The sequence below is a fragment of the Actinophytocola sp. genome (assembly GCF_009379765.1).
In the GTDB taxonomy this organism is placed as follows: Bacteria; Actinomycetota; Actinomycetes; order Mycobacteriales; family Pseudonocardiaceae; genus Actinophytocola.
In genome coordinates this window covers 1-15,828 of sequence record NZ_WHTD01000093.1, presented here as the reverse complement: position 1 = coordinate 15,828, position 15,828 = coordinate 1, and the positions used below count along the sequence as shown (strand labels likewise).

Sequence of the window (15,828 nt, the reverse complement as noted above, 5' to 3'; positions counted from 1 at the left end):
CCACCGACAAAAAGGCGGTGCCGCCGGAGCAGGCCGGCGGCACCGCGTTCACCCCTTTCGAGCTAGTGTCCCCGCCGGAACACTAGTTCCGGTTGATCGTGAACGTGGTCGTCGTGTTCTTGATGTCCTGCGCGTTGTCGCTCAACGTCAGGTTGTTGAACGTGACCGACCCGCGCGCCGGACCCTGGCCCGGCTCCGGCAGCTCGTTCACCCAGATGCCGAACCCCGACTTCGCGTCGTACGCGTCCCCGCTCTTGCGGGCACCGCTGATCGAGACGTTCGTGAACACGGTGTCCGCGACCGGGAACTGCGGCTGCCCGCCGACATAGTTCGTCTGGAACATGATGCCGCTGTAGGTCGGGTCCACGATGTCCACATCGGACACCCGGATGCCCTGGAAGATCTTCGATGCCGAGAACACCCAGATCCCCGGGAACGTCTGCGCGCCCCAGAAGTGCCCGCCGGCGCGGACGATCGAGATGTTCTCGAACCTGGTCGGCGGCGACGCGCCGAACCCGTTCATCGGGATGCCGAAGTCCAGCGAGCTGATCGTGATGCCGGAGTACACCAGCGTGTCCGCCACGTAGATGTTGCGGAACACGTTGTCGTAGCCGCCGTACACCGCGACGCCCGCGGCCCGCCACGTGAGGGTGGCCGTCAGGTTCTCGAACGTGTTGCCGGTGACCTCTCCGCCGCCGCCGTCCTGGGCGTTGAACAGCGCGAAGCTGTCGTCACCCGTCGCGCGGGACTCGTTGTTGGACACCAGGTTGCCGGAGCTGCCGTTGGTCATGTTGATGCCGTCGGCGAACATGTCGCGGATCCGGTTGTTCCTGATGGTCATGTTGTCGGTGTTCGCGCCCCAGTAGAGGCACACCATGTGCTCGACCCAGATGTTCTCGATCGTCGTGTTGGCGGTGCCGTTGAAGTCGAACACCTTGCCCGGCCCGTCGATCCGGGACGTGTAGTTGCCGAGGTAGGCGAACCCGGAGAACAGCGACCCGTTCGCCGAGGACTCAGCCCGGAACCCGACATCCGAGTTCTCCTGTGTGGACGGTGCGAAGAACTTCGTGTACCACGGTCCGGCGCCGACCACGCGCACCGCCTTGCCGTACACCTGGAACTTGTTGGCCGTCTGGTAGTCACCCGGCGGCAGGTAGACACCGACCAGGTTGCCGGTGGTGTCCATCCGCACCCGGTCCAGCGCGTCCTGCACGTTCTGCTGGGTGGTGCCGGTCGGCGTGGTGTACCGCGCGGGGTCCGGGTTCGCGATCGGCGCCACCTGCTCGAGGCTGACGAAGTCGACCGCGAAGGTGCCGCTGTTGGCGGCGTCCTTCTGCAGCCGGATCTTGCTGCCTTGCGGGATCGACGAGTTCAGCATGACGTTGGCCTCGTCGTAGATGTGCCGCGGCCCGCCGGCGCCCGGCGAGTTGCCCGGTTGGGCCTCGGCGCCGTAGAGCCAGGCGTACTTCGACGTCAGGTTGATCGCCTTGTGGAAGACGCCGTCGACGTAGACGTTCAGCGTCGAGCTGGTGCCGCCACCGCCGGCCGAGTCCGGGATGGAGAACCGGGTCACGAGCGTGTTGGTGGGAGCCTTGGTGGTCCACTCGACATAGGAACCGTTGCTGTTCAACGTCACCGCGCGCCGGCCGGACGCCTCGCCCGCGAGGTCGCCGATCGTCCTGTTCGGACCGATGGCGGACGCGCCGCCGCCGGTCACGCCGTCCTCGGCCTCGTACATGTCGTAGGGCATGTTCGCGCCGCGGCCGACGAACAGGTTGTGCGTGCTGGTGTTGTTGCCCTGCTTGGCCGGCAGCTCGTTGGCGTCGGTGGCCAGCACCACCCGGACCGTGTACCGGCCGTTGGCGGCCGGCCACGTGCCGAGGTTCACCGGGCTGGTCGTGGCACCCGCGGCGATCGTGCCGCTGGTCGAGCCGGTCAGCGTCCGGACCACCGCGCCGGTCGTGGCGTTGGTGACCGTCAGGGTGATGCCGTGCGCGCCGCTCGCCGACGCGATCGTGCCCTGGTTGCGGACCGCCACCGAGAAGGTGACCGTGGCGCCGTTCTGCGGGTTGGTCGGCGTCCAGCTGACCGGCGAGGCGACCAGGTCGGACGTCGGCACCGCGGTGACCACGAGCGGCGTCGGGTTGGTGAAGGCGTTGTCGGTCTCGTTCTTCTCGACGACGTCGTCCTCCTCGTCCACCTTGGCGTTGGCCGAGTAGCTGCCCGCGTCCCTGGCCCCGATGTCGGCGGTGACGGTCGCGGTCGCACCCGCGGCGAGCGCGCCGACCTGGCCAGTGCCCACCGACGTGCTGCCGAGGTAGAAGTTCACCGAGGTCGCGCCGGACTGGCGGTCACCGGTGTTGCGGACGGTCGCCGACAGGGTGATCGGGTTGCTCTCCGACGGTGACTGCGGCGACCAGGTGAGCGCGGAGATCGACAGGTCCGGGTTGGGCGCCGGCTCGCCGATGACCTGGAGCTCGGCCACCTGGCCGGCCGGGGCGCCGGTGTTCGCGGTGAACTGGAGCCGGACGTCGGCGGCCGTCGCGCTCACCGGGATCGTCACCTGGTTGCCCGACGCGGGGTCGAAGGCGTACTGCGCCGAGGAGACGATGCTGGTGAAGCCGCCGGCGTCCTGGTCGCGGCCGAGCACCTGGAAGGTCTGGGTGCGCGGGCCCCAGGCGGGGTCCGGGTTCAGCTTCACGACGACGGAGCTGATGGCGGCGTTGGACCCGAGGCTCACGGTGAGCGTGTTGGGGTACCCGCCGCCGTTGCCCTCCCAGTAGGTCGTCACGTCGTCGTCGTTGGCGTTGGTGGCGACGAACGTGTGCACGAACCCGGACGCGGTGATCGGCTTGCCCACCGCGAGGTTGGTGCCGGCCGAGGTGCCGAACCGGGTCACCTGGTTGCTGTCCGGCGACTCGTTGCCGGCCGCGTCCCGCGCCCGCACGGCGTAGGTGACGGTCGCGGCGGCGGGCTGGGCGTCGGTGTAGGTCAGCACGTTCCCGGCGACGCCGGTCCGCAGGACGTCGTTGACGTAGACGTTGTAGCCGGTCACGCCGACGTTGTCGGTGCTCGCGGTCCAGGCCAGCCGGATCTGGCCGGTCTGCGGCTCGGTGAAGGTGAGGTTGCCCGGCGCGCTCGGCGGCGAGGTGTCGCCCCCGGTCGGGCCGTAGACCTCGATCTCGGACACCTGCGCGGCGGGCCAGCCGGTGTTCGCGGTGATGTGCAGCCGCAGGTACCGGGTGGTGGTGTCGCCGAAGTCGATGGTCACCGCGTTGCCGCTCGACGGGTTGAACTGGTACCCGGTGTTGGCGACGAGGTCGGTGAAGTTCTGGCCGTCGGTGCTGCGCCGCAGGGTGAGGGTCTGGGTCCTGGCGGGCCAGCTGGACGGCAGCGTGACGACGACCCGGTTGGCGGCGACCGACGCGCCGAGGTCGACCTGGACCCACTGCGGGAAGGCGTTGTTGTCGCTCTCCCAGTAGGTGGCCTGGTTGCCGTCGTTGACGTTGCCCACCGGGTACTCGCCGAGCGAGCTGCTCGCCGACACGCTGTGGCCGTCGGTCAGGTCGTTGGTGGACACGTCGGCCGCGAACACCTGCAGCTCGGCGAGCTGGGCGGTGGTCTGCTCGCCGCCGTTGACGAAGCCCACCCGCACGTAGCGGCCCTCGACCGCACCGAGCGGGATCGTCACGGCGTTGCCGGCGTCGGGGGCGAAGGTGCGCGCGAGCGCGCCGGCCGCGGTGGTGAAGGCCGAGCCGTCGGCGCTGGTCTGGACGGTCAGCACCTGGGTCCTGGCCGCCCACTTGGCGGGGACCTTCAGCACCGCCCTGCCGAGCCGGGCCTTCGCGCCCAGGTCGACGGTGACCTGCTGCTCGGCGCCGGGCGCGCTCTGCCAGTAGGTGTCCTGGTCGCCGTCGGTGACGTTGCCGGCCGGCCGCTGCCCGCCCGCGCTGCTCACCGAGACGGGCTTGCCGTGCGCCAGGTCGGCGGGGTCCGGCGCGGCCGAGGCGGTGGCCGGGCCGACCGCGACGAGCAGGCCGGTCACGAGCGTCGTGGCCGTCAGCCACGACACGAAACGCTTCGCTCTCATTGCGTCGCTCTCATCTGTGAGGACTGGTGTGGCGATGCCCCACGGCTGGCGGGGCGGCTGGCTCGCGCGTGGCGGCGAGCTGTCGGCGGAGCTGCGGGATCCGGGCGCGACGGGTCGCGGTGGGGCTCGGGAGCGCAGGGCGGATCGCGGCATGACCGGACCTCTCCGTTGAGGGACGCATGCATGGCAGGGCGACGCAGTCACCGAACCAACTTCGATGTGAGCTAAATTTGCAGGGTCTAGTTCGACTTTTGCATCGATTGGGTCAAGAGTTGCCCAGTTGCTACCCGAAGTCAACGGTTTGCCGACCCGGAGTGGTCCGGTACGCCCGTTCGGCCGATGCGACACCGCGCAGTGAAACGCCTCAGGGCCGTTCGCGCCTGTCGCGAACGGCCCTGAGGCGTCGGTATCTAACCGGTCAGCTGCCCTGGATCAGCACGAACATCGCGTCCTGGTCGTCGCTCACGACGGACTGGCGGCCGTACGGGGTGTCGGCCGGCGGGGAGATCACCCGACCGCCCAGCGCCGTCACCTTCTCCGCCGCCGCGTCCGTGTTCGCCACCGAGAAGTAGACGCGCCAGTGCGCGGGCATCGCGGTGGGCGTGTCCGGGCCGAGCGTGCCCAGCCCACCCGCGACCGCACCGTCGACCTTGAGCATCGCGTACGGGCTGCCGGCAGCCGACTCGGCGTCGTAGGTGTAGCCGAACACCTCCGCGTAGAAGGCCGTGGCACCGTCGAGGTCGCGGCTCATCTGCTCGTTCCACACGAGCGACGACGGCTCGTTCGCGAGCTCCGCGCCGATGTGCTTGTTCGCCTGCCACACGCCGAACGCCGCGCCGGTCGGGTCGACGGCCATGGCCATGCGGCCCGAGTCCATCACGTCGAACGGCTCCATCAGCACCTGGCCGCCCGCCTCGGTGACCTTGCCGGCCGTCTTGTCCACGTCCGACGCCGCCAGGAACGTGGTCCACACCGTCGGCTGTTCCGGACTCTGCTTGGCCCCGATGCCGGCCACGGTCTTGCCGCCGACACCACACATCGAGTAGAAGCCCGACTCCTGGTCGCCCTTCTCGACGTCCCAACCGAACAGCCCCGTGTAGAACTCGATCGCCTTGTCGACGTCGGCCACGGCGAGATCCACCCAGCATGGCGTCCCCTCGGGCCACGCCGCACTCCTGGTAACCATGTCTCCTCCACTGCTCAACGTTCACTCGACCGGACGGACCCCTGTGCCGGCCTTGGCGGGGCGCAACGCTAGACCGGCCCACCGACAATTTCGAGGCCGGGCAAGAACTCACGGAGCGTGGTCATGGGTGAGTGACTTGCCGTCACCACCGCTCATTCGGACTATTGTCACCCAATAGGATGATGGCTACGTTTCTTCGCCATGGAGGACTGGGGGCGTCGGGGCGATCTCCACAGGGAGGGATCTGCAGGCTCAGCTATACGCGGCATGTATAGCTGAGCTGCCGCCCACCGGTCACCACCCACCGGAGGTGTCAGGTGCGTACAGGCGGAAAGATCGGGATCGGCCTAGCCGTACTGGGTCTGGTGCTCAGCACCACCCAGGCGGCGAGCGCCGCCCCACCCGGAGCCGCGGCGGCGGACAGGGGAACGGCGGGGACCGCGGTCACGCTCATCACGGGCGACCAGGTGGCCGTGCGGAACGGTGTGGCGAGATCGGTGCGGCCGGGCGATGGCCGCGACGGGATGGTGTTCTCCACCTTCCGGGTGAACGACCACGTGTACGTCATCCCGGCCGACGCGCGCAAGCTCGTCGCGACGGGCAAGCTCGACCGCAGGTTGTTCGACATCACCACACTCATCGAGTTCGGCTACGACGACGCGCGGCGCGCCACGACGCCGCTGATCGTCACCCATCCCGCCGGCCGGGCCGCACCGCGGGTCGCCGACGCGGCCGTGACGCGGGATCTCCCCAGCGTCAACGGGTTCGCGATCGCGGCCGACAAGTCCGGCACCACATGGGAGGCGCTGACCGACGGCGCCGCCACCCGCACGACGGCCGGCGGCGTGGCCACGATCCGGCTCGACGGCAAGCGCGAGTCCACTTTGGACCACAGCGTGCCGCAGATCGGGTCGCCGGCCGCCTGGGAGGCCGGGTTCACCGGCGAGGGCGTCAAGGTCGCGGTGCTCGACACCGGCGTCGACCAGACCCATCCGGACCTCGCCGACCGCGAGGTCGCCGAGCAGAACTTCAGCGAGGCACCGGACAACGTCGACAACTTCGGCCACGGCACGCACGTGGCCTCGATCGTCGCCGGCACCGGCGCCAAGTCCGACGGCAAGTACCGCGGGGTGGCCTGGGGCGCGTCGATCCTCGACGGAAAGGTCCTCGACGACAACGGGTCCGGCTTCGAGTCCGGCATCATCGCCGGCATGCAGTGGGCGGCCGAGCAGGGCGCCGACGTCGCGAACCTGAGCCTCGGCGGCGGTGACTCCGCGGAGCTCGACCCGCTCGAGGAAGCGGTCAACACGCTGTCCGACCAGTACGGCACGCTGTTCGTGATCGCGGCCGGCAACTCCGGCCCCGGCGAGGGCACGGTCGCCTCGCCGGGCAGCGCGGACGCCGCGCTCACCGTCGGCGCGGTCGATCGCGAGGACGAGCTCGCCGACTTCTCCAGCCGTGGCCCGCGCATCGGCGACGGCGGCATCAAGCCGGACATCACCGCACCCGGCGTGGACATCGTGGCCGCGCTGCACTCCGCCGGCACGATCGGCGAGCCGGTGGTCGACGGCTACACCGCGCTGTCGGGCACCTCGATGGCCACCCCGCACGTGGCGGGCGCCGCGGCGCTGATCGCGCAGCAGCACCCGGAGTGGACGGGCGCGCAGCTCAAGGCGGTGCTGTCCGGCTCGGCCGCCCCGCACGAGGGCCTCACCGCGTTCGAGCAGGGTTCCGGCCGGGTCGACGTGCCCACCGCGCTCGAGGCGACGGTCGTCTCCGACCCGACCAGCGTGAGCCTCGGCACCGTGGCCTGGCCGCACGACGACGACGAGCCGGTGAGCAAGCCGGTGACCTACCGCAACCTCGGCGACACCGACGTCACGCTCGCCCTGTCGCTCGACGCGACCGGCCCGGACGGCGCGGCGACGGACGTGTTCTCGTTGAGCGCCACCGAGATCACCGTGCCGGCCGGCGGCGAGGCGCAGGTGACGGTCACCGGCGACACGGCGCTCGGCACCGTGGACGGCGCCTACTCCGGCGCGGTCGCGGCGACGGCGGGCGAGTCCTCGACCCGCACGCCGGTGGCGATCGTCCGCGAGGTCGAGAGCTACGACGTCACGCTGAACTACGTCGACGAGAACGGTGCGCCGACCGCGGACTACAGCTCGCTGCTGGTGGGCCTGGACAACAACACGTTCGCGTTTCCCTACGACGCCGACGGCTCGGTGGAGGTCCGGCTGCCCAAGGGCAAGTACGTGGCGGACCATCTCGTCTACACCGCAGGGGCGACGCACTACAACGTGGTCGCGCAGCCGGGTCTCGCGGTCGACCGCGACGTGACGGTCGACGTGGATCCGGCCATCACGAAGCCGGTGAGCATCACGCCGCCCGCGGATGCACAGCTGGCGCTCGCCGACGTCGGGTACTCGGTGGAGACCGAGCAGTTCTCCTTCGGCAGCGGGTTCGTCACCGACGACCTGAATGTCCTGTCCACCGCGCAGCTCGGCGAGGCACTGCCCGACACCACGCTGACCGGCGCGGTCAACTCGCAGTGGCTGGGCTCGGACGCGGCGTTCTACGGCCTCGCCTGGTACCCGGAGGGCGAGTACCCGACCGGGTTCACCAAGGTGGTCGACCCGGGCGAGCTCGCGACCGTGACGGCGGAGCTCGGTCCGGGACTCGAGGGCCACACCGGGGCCATGTACGCGTTCCCGTTCCCCGAGTCCGGTGGCGGGTTCGTGTTCGGCGCCGGGTTCGACGTGGCGCTGCCCGGCGAGCGGACCGAGTACGTCACGACCGAGGGCATCCGGTGGCTGTGGAGCCTGTCCCAGAACAACGCGGCGGGCGAGAACATCGCGCAGCTCGACTCGCCGATGCGCTCCTACCGTCCGGGCCGCACGTACCAGGAGCGGTTCAACCGCTCGGTGTTCGGCCCGGGGCTCCCGGAGCCGGACTTCCCGTGGACCTACCGGTACGGCGACGACATCGGCGTGTCGGTGCCGCTGTTCACCGACTCAGCCGACAACGCCGGCTACTCGGTGGTGGAGTCCGGGTCGACCAAGCTGTACCTGGGCGACGAGTTGGTCGGCGAGTCGGTGGATCCGGGGTACGGCTACTTCGAGGGCCTGCCGCCCGAGTCCGCTGACTACCGGCTCACGACGGAGGCCGTGCGTACCGCGGACTTCGACGTGACCACCGCGGTGAGTGCCGAGTGGACGTTCTCGTCGTCCCATGTGGACGATGAGGAGCCGGCCGCGGTGGAGCTGAACACGATCCGGTACGCGCCGGTGCTCGACGACGCGAACAGCGCGAAGGCCGGCCGGCCGTTCCTCGTGCCGCTGTCGATGCAGGACGAGACCGGTGCCCACCAGCGGCCGCGGCACCTGACCGTCGAGGTGTCCTACGACGAGGGCAAGTCGTGGCAGCGGGTGCCGGTGCTGCTGAACCTGGTGGCGGCGCTGAACCACCCGGCCGGCGCGGAGTCGGTGTCGCTGCGGGCGTCGGCCTCGGACCGGGACGGCAACACGGTGAAGCAGACGGTGATCCGGGCCTACAAGCTCCGGAAGTGAGTGGTGAGCCGGCCGTTGCCGTCGAGCAGGTGGAACGCGATGGCCGGCGGTAGCCGGTAGTCGAGGGGTGTGCTGCTCTCGAAGGGCCGCACGCCCGTCGACACCACGCCGGGCGCGACGAGCAACGGCCGCCGGCGAACGTCGTCGCGGCCGCGATGTGCGCGTGTCCACAGAGGACAGCGGCGACGTGCGGGTGGCGCTCGACGATCTCCGCGAGGTTCGCCTCGCCCTGCTGACGGATCTCGTCCACGAGCGGGGTGTGCAGGTCCACCGGCGGTGGTGGAAGCACACGAGCGCCGGCTCGTCCTGGGGCGCGTCGGAGAGCACCTTGTCCAGCCGGCCGAGCGTGCTGTCGTCGAGGATGCCGTAGTCGCGGCCCGGGATCGTGGAGTCGCACATGGCGACCGTGGCGCCGGGCAGGTGGAAGACCTGGTTGACGGCCGCGCCGCCGTCGTCGGCCGTGCCGAGGAAGCTCTGCCGGTAGGCGACGCGCTCGTCGTGGTTGCCGGGGCAGGTGAGCACCGGGAACCGCGCGGTGGCGAGGAGCTCCTTCGCCACGCGGTACTCCTCCGGCACGCCGTGGTCGGCGATGTCGCCGGTGACCAGGATGGCGTCGACCTCACCGGGCAGCGCGTCGAGGTAGCCGAGGACCCGCTCGGTCCGGCGCAGCGCGCGGATGCCGTTGTCGTCACGGTCCTGACCGAGGTGCAGGTCGCTGACGTGGGCGAGGGTCACGGGCACGGGTGTCACCACCAGGTGGCCGGGTCGCGGCCGGGTCGGTGCGCGCCGGCGAGCCCGGGTGGGGCGCCCGGCACGCGGAGGTGGGTGACGCGGCCGTAGTCGCCGTCCGCCTCGGCCAGCAACGGGGTCACGTCGAACGGGGTGGCCGGCGCGGTGTCGCGGCCGAGGTCGTGCAGCCACTCCGCGGTCCGGGCGAGCGAGAGCCGGACGTGCCAGGCGCCGCCCTCGCGGGCGCGGCGGCGCAGCGCGGTGATGATGCCGAACGCGGCGAGCCAGCCGGTGCCGTGGTCCAGTGCCTGCGCGGGCAGCGGGGTGGGCTCGCCGCCACCGTCCGCGGCACCGTCCGCGGCGATGCCGCACGACATCTGGACGAGGCTGTCGAACCCCCGCCTGCCGCGCCACGGTCCGGTGTGGCCGTAGGCGGCGAGGCCGACGAGGACGATGCCCGTGCCCGCGAGGTCGTCCGGGCCGAACCCGCGGCGGGCCAGGGAGTCCGGGCGGTAGGACTGGACGAGCACGTCGGCGTCGGCGGCGAGCGCCCGCAGCGTCGCGCGACCCTCGTCGGTGTCGAGGTCGACGTGGCAGGACCGCTTGCCGAGGTCGGTGTCCATCACGAGGCGGTGGAGCACGGGCCGCTTCGGGTCGGTGACGTGCAGGACGCTCGCGCCGTGCGCGGCGAGGACGCGGGTGGCCACCGGACCGGCGATCACGTGGGTCAGGTCGAGCACGCGGACACCGGACAGCGCGCGGTCGACGAGCGGCCACGCGGCGAGCATGTGCCCTGGCGATGAGCGGTCGGCCAGCGCATGCTCGGCGATGATCCGGTCGGCCAGTGTCCGGTCCAGCGGCGGGAACGGCCTGGGCGGCGCGTCGCCCAGCTTCTCGATCGACACCAGCGGTTCGGCGCGGACGGCCGTGCCCGGCCCGTCGGCGAGCCAGCCCGCCCGGTCACGCATGACCGCGGCCGCGCCGCCCGCCGCGAGCACCGCGTCCTCCACCTCGACGGCCGGGCGGGCAGCCACCGCCTCGCGGACGCCGTGCGGCTCGGTGCCGAGCGCGCGCAGGATGGCATCGGCGTGGTGCGGGTAGTTGGCGTGCAGCCGAACCCAGCCGTCGGTGGCGCGGTAGTCGCCGGACAGCGCGGCCCAGAGGTCGTGGGTGTCCCGGCCGGCCACGGCGATGTGCCGCTCGCTGCAGAACGCCTCGGCCGCGTGTCCGATGTGGACGTTGACCGGCGCCGGGGTGCCGCCGCGCTCGTGGTGCAGCTCGGCCGCGGCCAGCGTGGCGGCGCCGACACACACCGCCGCCGCGTGCGCCACCCGGTACGGGCCGGGGAGCACGTGCTCGTCACCGTCGAACGTCACCGGACCGGCGTCGGTGCCGGTGGCGTCCTTCCAGACGGCGGCGAGCGTGTCTCTCGGCACGGCGGTCAGGGCAGGTTCGCGACCAGCTCGGCCGGCGCGATCCTGGTGCCGGTGTAGAACGGGATCTCCTCGCGCACGTGCCGGCGGGTGACGCTGCCCCGCAGGTGCCGCATGACGTCGACGATCCGGTGCAGCTCGTCGGCCTCGAACGCGAGGATCCACTCGTAGTCGCCGAGCGCGAACGAGGCCACCGTGTTGGCCCGCACGTCCGGGTACTCGCGCGCCATCTGCCCGTGCTCGGCGAGCATCGCGCGGCGCTCCTCGTCGGGGAGCAGGTACCACTCGTAGGACCGCACGAACGGGTACACGCAGACGTACTTGTGCGCCGGCTCGCCGGCCAGGAACGCCGGGACGTGGCTCTTGTTGAACTCCGCCGGGCGGTGCAGCGCCACCTGGCTCCACACCGGAACCGAGGCGCGACCGAGCGTGGTGCGGCGGAAGCCCGCGTACGCCTCCTGCAGCTGCTCGATCTCCTCGGCGTGCCACCAGATCAGGTAGTCGGCGTCGGCGCGCAGGCCCGCCACGTCGTACACCCCGCGCACGACGACACCCTTAGCCTCCAGGGCGTCGAGGTACCCGGTCGCCTCGGTGGCCGCCGGGCCGCGGTCGTCCCCGAGGCGACCGGGTTCGGCGCGGAACACCGACCACATGGTGTAGCGGATCGTGTCGTTGAGCTCGGAGTAGTTCAGGCGGGCCATGTCGTCATCGTCTCCTACTTCGCGTCCGTGCGTTGCCGAAGGTGCCCCGCGACACGGTGGGCGGCGGCGGTGGCGCTGTCGACGCACGCCGGGATGCCGACACCGCGGAACGACGCGCCGGCCACCGCGAGCCCCGGCACCTCGGCGACCGCGCGCTCGATGGCGTCGACGGCCGCGATGTGCCCGACGCCGTACTGCGGCAGGCCGCCGCCCCAGCGGGTGACGGTCCAGTCGACCGGCGCCGCGGTGACACCGGTGAGCTCGGCGAGGTCCGCCCGGACCGCGCGCAGGAGGTCATCGTCGTCGCGGCGGAGCAGCCCGGTCTCGCCGACCCGGCCGACCGACGCGCGCAGCCGCACCGGCGTGCCGCCCCACTTGACGCTGGTGTGGGTGAAGGCCTTGGCGGTGAACGGGGTGCCGTCGCCGTGGCGCTCGCCGACCGCGAGGAGCACACCGCTGGTGTCGGGCAGCGTGACACCGTCGGGGAGCACCATGCTCAGCACCGCCATCGAGCCGACCTCGATGCCGGCGTACGCGGCGGCCGCCGCCGGCACCACGTCGGTGAGCAGCTTGCGGGCGGCGGGTGGCGGGACGGCGAGGACGACGGCGTCGGCGTGCAGGACCTCGGCGTCCTTGGTCGAGCCGATGACCAGGCGCCAGCCGTCGCCGTCCCGCCGGAGCTCGCGGACCGGGCGGCCGAGCCGGACGTCCGCGGCCTTGGCCAGCTCGTCGACGAGCACGGCCATGCCGCCCTCGAGCGCCCCGAACACCGGCTTGTCGGACCGGGTGGCGTCGCCGAGCACGCGGGCGGCGGCGCCGGTGAGCGAGCCGCCGGCCGGACCCAGCGCGTCGACCAGGGCCGGCATGGTGGCGCGGAGCCCGAGCCGGTCGGCCCGGCCGGCGTAGACGCCGCCGAGCAGCGGCTCGACGAGGTGGTCGACGAGCTCGCGGCCGAACCGGTGCGCCAGCACCTCGCCCACCGAGACGTCGTCGCCGTGAATCTCCAGGGGTGGCAGGGCGGGTTCGGCGGCCACCCGCTCGGCGCCGTCGCGCGAGAGCACCGGCCGCACGAGGTCGGCATCGGCGGGGACCCCGAGGAACGTCCGCTTGGGCAGCGCCACCGTGCGGCCGCCGGCCCGGATGGTGGCCGCGGCCCGCTCCGGATGTCTCAACCGCTCGCCGAGGCCCAGCTCGGCGACGAGGTCGGCGGCGGCGGGGTTGCGGAGCACGAACGCCTCGGCACCGACGTCGGTGGGCGTGCCGGCGAGCTCGACCGTGCGCAGCTTGCCCCCGAGCCGGTCGGCCTGCTCGACGACGGTGATCCGCGCGTGGGGCCCGAGCCGCGCGCGCAGCCGGTAGGCCGCGACCAGCCCGGTCACGCCCCCACCGACGACGATCGTGCTCATGGTTCGCTCCGCTCCCGGTGTCGGATGGTTCGCTCCGTTCCTCCGCTACTCGCCGTCCTCCTCCGTCCAGCCAACGAACGCTCCGTCACTCCCGCTCACTGTGCTCATGGTTCGCTCCGTTCCTCCGCTACTCGCTGTCTTCCTCCGTGCGATGCTCGGCGCTGACGCGCCTGCGCTTCTCCTACGTCCAGACAGCGAACGCTCCGTCACTCTCGCTCACGCGTCCAGACAGCGAACGCTCCGTCACTCCCGCTCACGCGTCCAGACAGCGAACGCTCCGTCACCCCCGCTCACGACCCCGAGTCATGGCGTGAGGCTGTGCACCAGCTCGCTGACCCGGGTGAGCACGTCCGGGTCGGTGTTGGGCAGCACGCCGTGGCCGAGGTTGACGATGTGGCCGCCCGCGGCGCGACCCTCGCCGACGATGCGGCGGACCTCGCGGTCGACGGCGTCGAAGTCGGCGAGCAGCAGCGCCGGGTCGAGGTTGCCCTGGACGACCGGCGCGGGCCTGCCCCGCACGGTGAGCCGGCGGACCGCCACGTCGAGCGGCAGCCGCCAGTCGACGCCGACGACGTCCGCGCCGGCCTCGCGCATGGCCGGGAGCAGCTCGCCGGTGCCGACCCCGAAGTGGATCTTGGGTACGCCGTGGACAGCGCCCAGCACCCGGGACGAATGCGGCAGCACGAACTCGCGGTAGTCGCGCTCGGACAACGCGCCGGCCCAGGAGTCGAACAGCTGCACCACCTGCACCCCGGCCGCGACCTGCACCTCGAGGAACGTGGCGGTGATGGTGGCGAGCGCGCCGAGCAGCGCGTGCCACGTGCGCGGGTCGGAGTGCATGAGCGCCTTGGTGCGCTCGTGGTGCCGGCTCGGCCCGCCCTCGATGAGGTAGGAGGCGAGGGTGAACGGCGCGCCGGCGAAGCCGATGAGCGGGGTGGCGCCCAGCTCGGCCCGCAGGAGCCGGACCGCCTCGGCCACCTTGTCGAGTTGGCCCGGCGCCAGCTCCGGCAGCGCGGCGACCGCGGCGCCGGTGCGGACCGGCTCGGCCACCACCGGACCGGTGCCCGGCACGATGTCCACGCCGATGCCGGCGGCGACGAGCGGCACCACGATGTCGCTGAACAGGATGGCCGCGTCGACACCGTGCCGGCGGACCGGCTGCATGGTGATCTCGCAGACCAGGTCGGGCGTGAAGCAGGCCTGCAACATCGGGATGCCCTCGCGGACCTTGCGGTACTCGGGCAGCGACCGGCCGGCCTGGCGCATGAACCAGACGGGCGGATGGGCGGGCGTTCCGCCGGCGGCGGCCACCAGGAGCGGCGCCGTGGCGGCCGTCTCGGTGGGGCGGGGGGCGGTGTCGGGCACGGGAGTCATAACGCCTTGAATCGTGCCACGGGGCACCGACAACGGTGACCGGGGAGCGGGCAATCGCAAGCAGTGCCCCAGATCCGGTCGAGCACCCCTGATGGGGGCGCAGATTGATCTTGCCCACTGTCGGTGCGCATGAACTCGGCGCGCCGTCCGGCGCGCCGCTCCCCGTCACTGATCGGGTGGTCCTACAGTTACGAGTCGTGACCAAAACGTCGGCAGCGCCTGAACTGTTCACTCAGGCCGTCGCGGCGCTGAAATCGGTGCGCCCTCGGCCGGAGCTGCAGCTCGGTGTCGTCCGCCCGCCGCAACGTCTCGCGCCGTGGGCGTTCGCGATCACCGCGGAGGTCAACGGGCCGGCGGACGTGCTCGCCACGGGGCGGCTGATCCTGTTGCACGACCCGGAGGGCCAGGAGGCCTGGGACGGCGTGCTGCGGGTGGTCGCCTATGTACGGGCGGAGCTCGACGCCGAGCTCGCGGACGATCCACTGCTGCCGACCGTCGGCTGGTCCTGGCTGACCGACGCCCTCGCCGCCACCGGCGCCGAGTACACCGCGCTCGGCGGCACCGTGACCGACACGTCGTCGGCCCGGTTCGGCGACATCTCCGGCCCCGCGCGGACCGATGACCTCGAGCTGCGCGCGTCCTGGACGCCGGTGAACGCGAACCTGGCGCCGCACGGCGAGGCGTTCTGCGACCTGATGGCCAGCGTCGTGGGCCTGCCGCCGGTCGGCGTGACCATGTTCTCCCAGCGGCAGAGCAGCTGAGCGATTTTGTCGGTGGCCGCGGATAGCGTTCGCACCATGCCAAACGCCTACCTGTTCGTGCTGGACACGCTCGCCGACTGGGAGCCCGGTTTCCTCACCGCCGAGCTCAACACCGGGCGGATGTTCTCGGCGCCGGGCGCGGCGTTACCCGTCCGCACGGTCGGCGTCACCCGCGACCCGGTCACCACGATGGGCGGCGTCCGCATCCAGCCCGACCTCGCGCTGGCGGAGCTCTCCCCCGCCGGCGCCGCGGTGCTGCTGCTCCCCGGCGCCGAGACCTGGCGCGAGCCGCGACACCGGCCCGCGCTGGCGGCGGCCGCCGAGTTCCTGGCCGCCGGTGTGCCGGTGGGTGCGATCTGCGGCGCGACGATCGCCCTGGCGGCGGCCGGCCTGCTCGACGACCGGCCACACACCAGCAACGACCTGGAGGCGTTGAGGCAGCTCTGCCCGAGCTACCGGGGCGCGGACCACTACGTGGACGAGGCGGCGGTCACCGACGGCGACCTGATCACCGCTTCCGGCACGGCCCCGCTCGACTTCGCCCGGCACGTGCTGACCCGGCTGGACGTGGTGTCCTCG

Annotated in this window: 10 protein-coding genes and 1 pseudogene; 4 read left to right on the top strand and 7 right to left on the bottom strand. The window is 72.0% G+C overall.

The genetic code is table 11. The features are described 5' to 3' along the window. Positions 1-82: 82 nt before the first annotated feature. Both GEV28_RS25670 and GEV28_RS25665 read right to left on the bottom strand, forming a co-directional pair. The gene (locus tag GEV28_RS25670; RefSeq protein ID WP_291414785.1) at positions 83-4,090 is read right to left on the bottom strand and encodes a discoidin domain-containing protein; all 4,008 of its coding nucleotides are present in this window, start codon (positions 4,088-4,090) and stop codon (positions 83-85) included. Positions 4,091-4,508: 418 nt separating this feature from the next. Further along, the gene (locus tag GEV28_RS25665; protein ID WP_291414784.1) at positions 4,509-5,276 is read right to left on the bottom strand and encodes a VOC family protein; all 768 of its coding nucleotides are present in this window, start codon (positions 5,274-5,276) and stop codon (positions 4,509-4,511) included. Positions 5,277-5,593: 317 nt separating this feature from the next. Between GEV28_RS25665 and GEV28_RS25660 the strand changes: the two genes are divergently transcribed. Both GEV28_RS25660 and GEV28_RS42535 read left to right on the top strand, forming a co-directional pair. Then, a complete protein-coding gene (locus tag GEV28_RS25660; RefSeq protein ID WP_291414783.1) occupies positions 5,594-8,845 on the top strand; it encodes a S8 family peptidase in 3,252 nt (1,083 codons plus the stop codon). Positions 8,846-9,008: 163 nt separating this feature from the next. Beyond that, positions 9,009-9,215 carry a hypothetical protein gene (locus GEV28_RS42535; protein WP_367115185.1) on the top strand — a complete coding sequence of 69 codons (207 nt, stop codon included), beginning with the start codon at positions 9,009-9,011 and terminating at the stop codon, positions 9,213-9,215. Here the strand turns inward: GEV28_RS42535 and GEV28_RS42530 are convergent. From GEV28_RS42530 to hemE, 5 genes and pseudogenes are all read right to left on the bottom strand, one after another. Continuing rightward, positions 9,164-9,580, bottom strand: a pseudogene (locus GEV28_RS42530) (metallophosphoesterase); the annotation flags it as partial. The gene GEV28_RS42535 and the pseudogene GEV28_RS42530 overlap by 52 nt on opposite strands. An 11-nt stretch (positions 9,581-9,591) precedes the next feature. Beyond that, positions 9,592-11,010 (bottom strand): CoA transferase, encoded by a 1,419-nt coding sequence (locus GEV28_RS25650; protein ID WP_291414782.1) that lies wholly within the window; start codon positions 11,008-11,010, stop codon positions 9,592-9,594. A gap of 5 nt (positions 11,011-11,015) precedes the next feature. Then, the gene (gene hemQ, locus GEV28_RS25645; RefSeq protein WP_291414781.1) at positions 11,016-11,708 is read right to left on the bottom strand and encodes a hydrogen peroxide-dependent heme synthase; all 693 of its coding nucleotides are present in this window, start codon (positions 11,706-11,708) and stop codon (positions 11,016-11,018) included. Positions 11,709-11,722: 14 nt separating this feature from the next. Further along, on the bottom strand, positions 11,723-13,114 hold the full coding sequence (gene hemG, locus GEV28_RS25640) for a protoporphyrinogen oxidase (protein ID WP_291414780.1): 1,392 nt from the start codon (positions 13,112-13,114) through the stop codon (positions 11,723-11,725). A gap of 303 nt (positions 13,115-13,417) precedes the next feature. After that, positions 13,418-14,479, bottom strand: a complete 1,062-nt coding sequence (hemE, locus tag GEV28_RS25635; RefSeq protein ID WP_291414779.1) for a uroporphyrinogen decarboxylase — start codon at positions 14,477-14,479, stop codon at positions 13,418-13,420. 206 nt (positions 14,480-14,685) lie between these two features. Between hemE and GEV28_RS25630 the strand changes: the two genes are divergently transcribed. Both GEV28_RS25630 and GEV28_RS25625 read left to right on the top strand, forming a co-directional pair. After that, on the top strand, positions 14,686-15,249 hold the full coding sequence (locus GEV28_RS25630; protein WP_291414778.1) for a DUF3000 domain-containing protein: 564 nt from the start codon (positions 14,686-14,688) through the stop codon (positions 15,247-15,249). Between the two features lie 36 nt (positions 15,250-15,285). Continuing rightward, positions 15,286-15,828, top strand: a 543-nt coding sequence (locus tag GEV28_RS25625; RefSeq protein ID WP_291414777.1) for a type 1 glutamine amidotransferase family protein, incomplete at its 3' end; no start/stop codon positions are given.

Bases quoted from the DNA above. Each gene is read 5' to 3' on its own strand.
- GEV28_RS25670 (WP_291414785.1), bottom strand. From the start codon at position 4,090: ATGAGAGCGAAGCGTTTCGTGTCGTGGCTGACGGCCACGACGCTCGTG.
- GEV28_RS25665 (WP_291414784.1), bottom strand. From the start codon at position 5,276: ATGGTTACCAGGAGTGCGGCGTGGCCCGAGGGGACGCCATGCTGGGTG.
- hemQ (WP_291414781.1), bottom strand. From the start codon at position 11,708: ATGGCCCGCCTGAACTACTCCGAGCTCAACGACACGATCCGCTACACC.
- hemG (WP_291414780.1), bottom strand. From the start codon at position 13,114: ATGAGCACGATCGTCGTCGGTGGGGGCGTGACCGGGCTGGTCGCGGCC.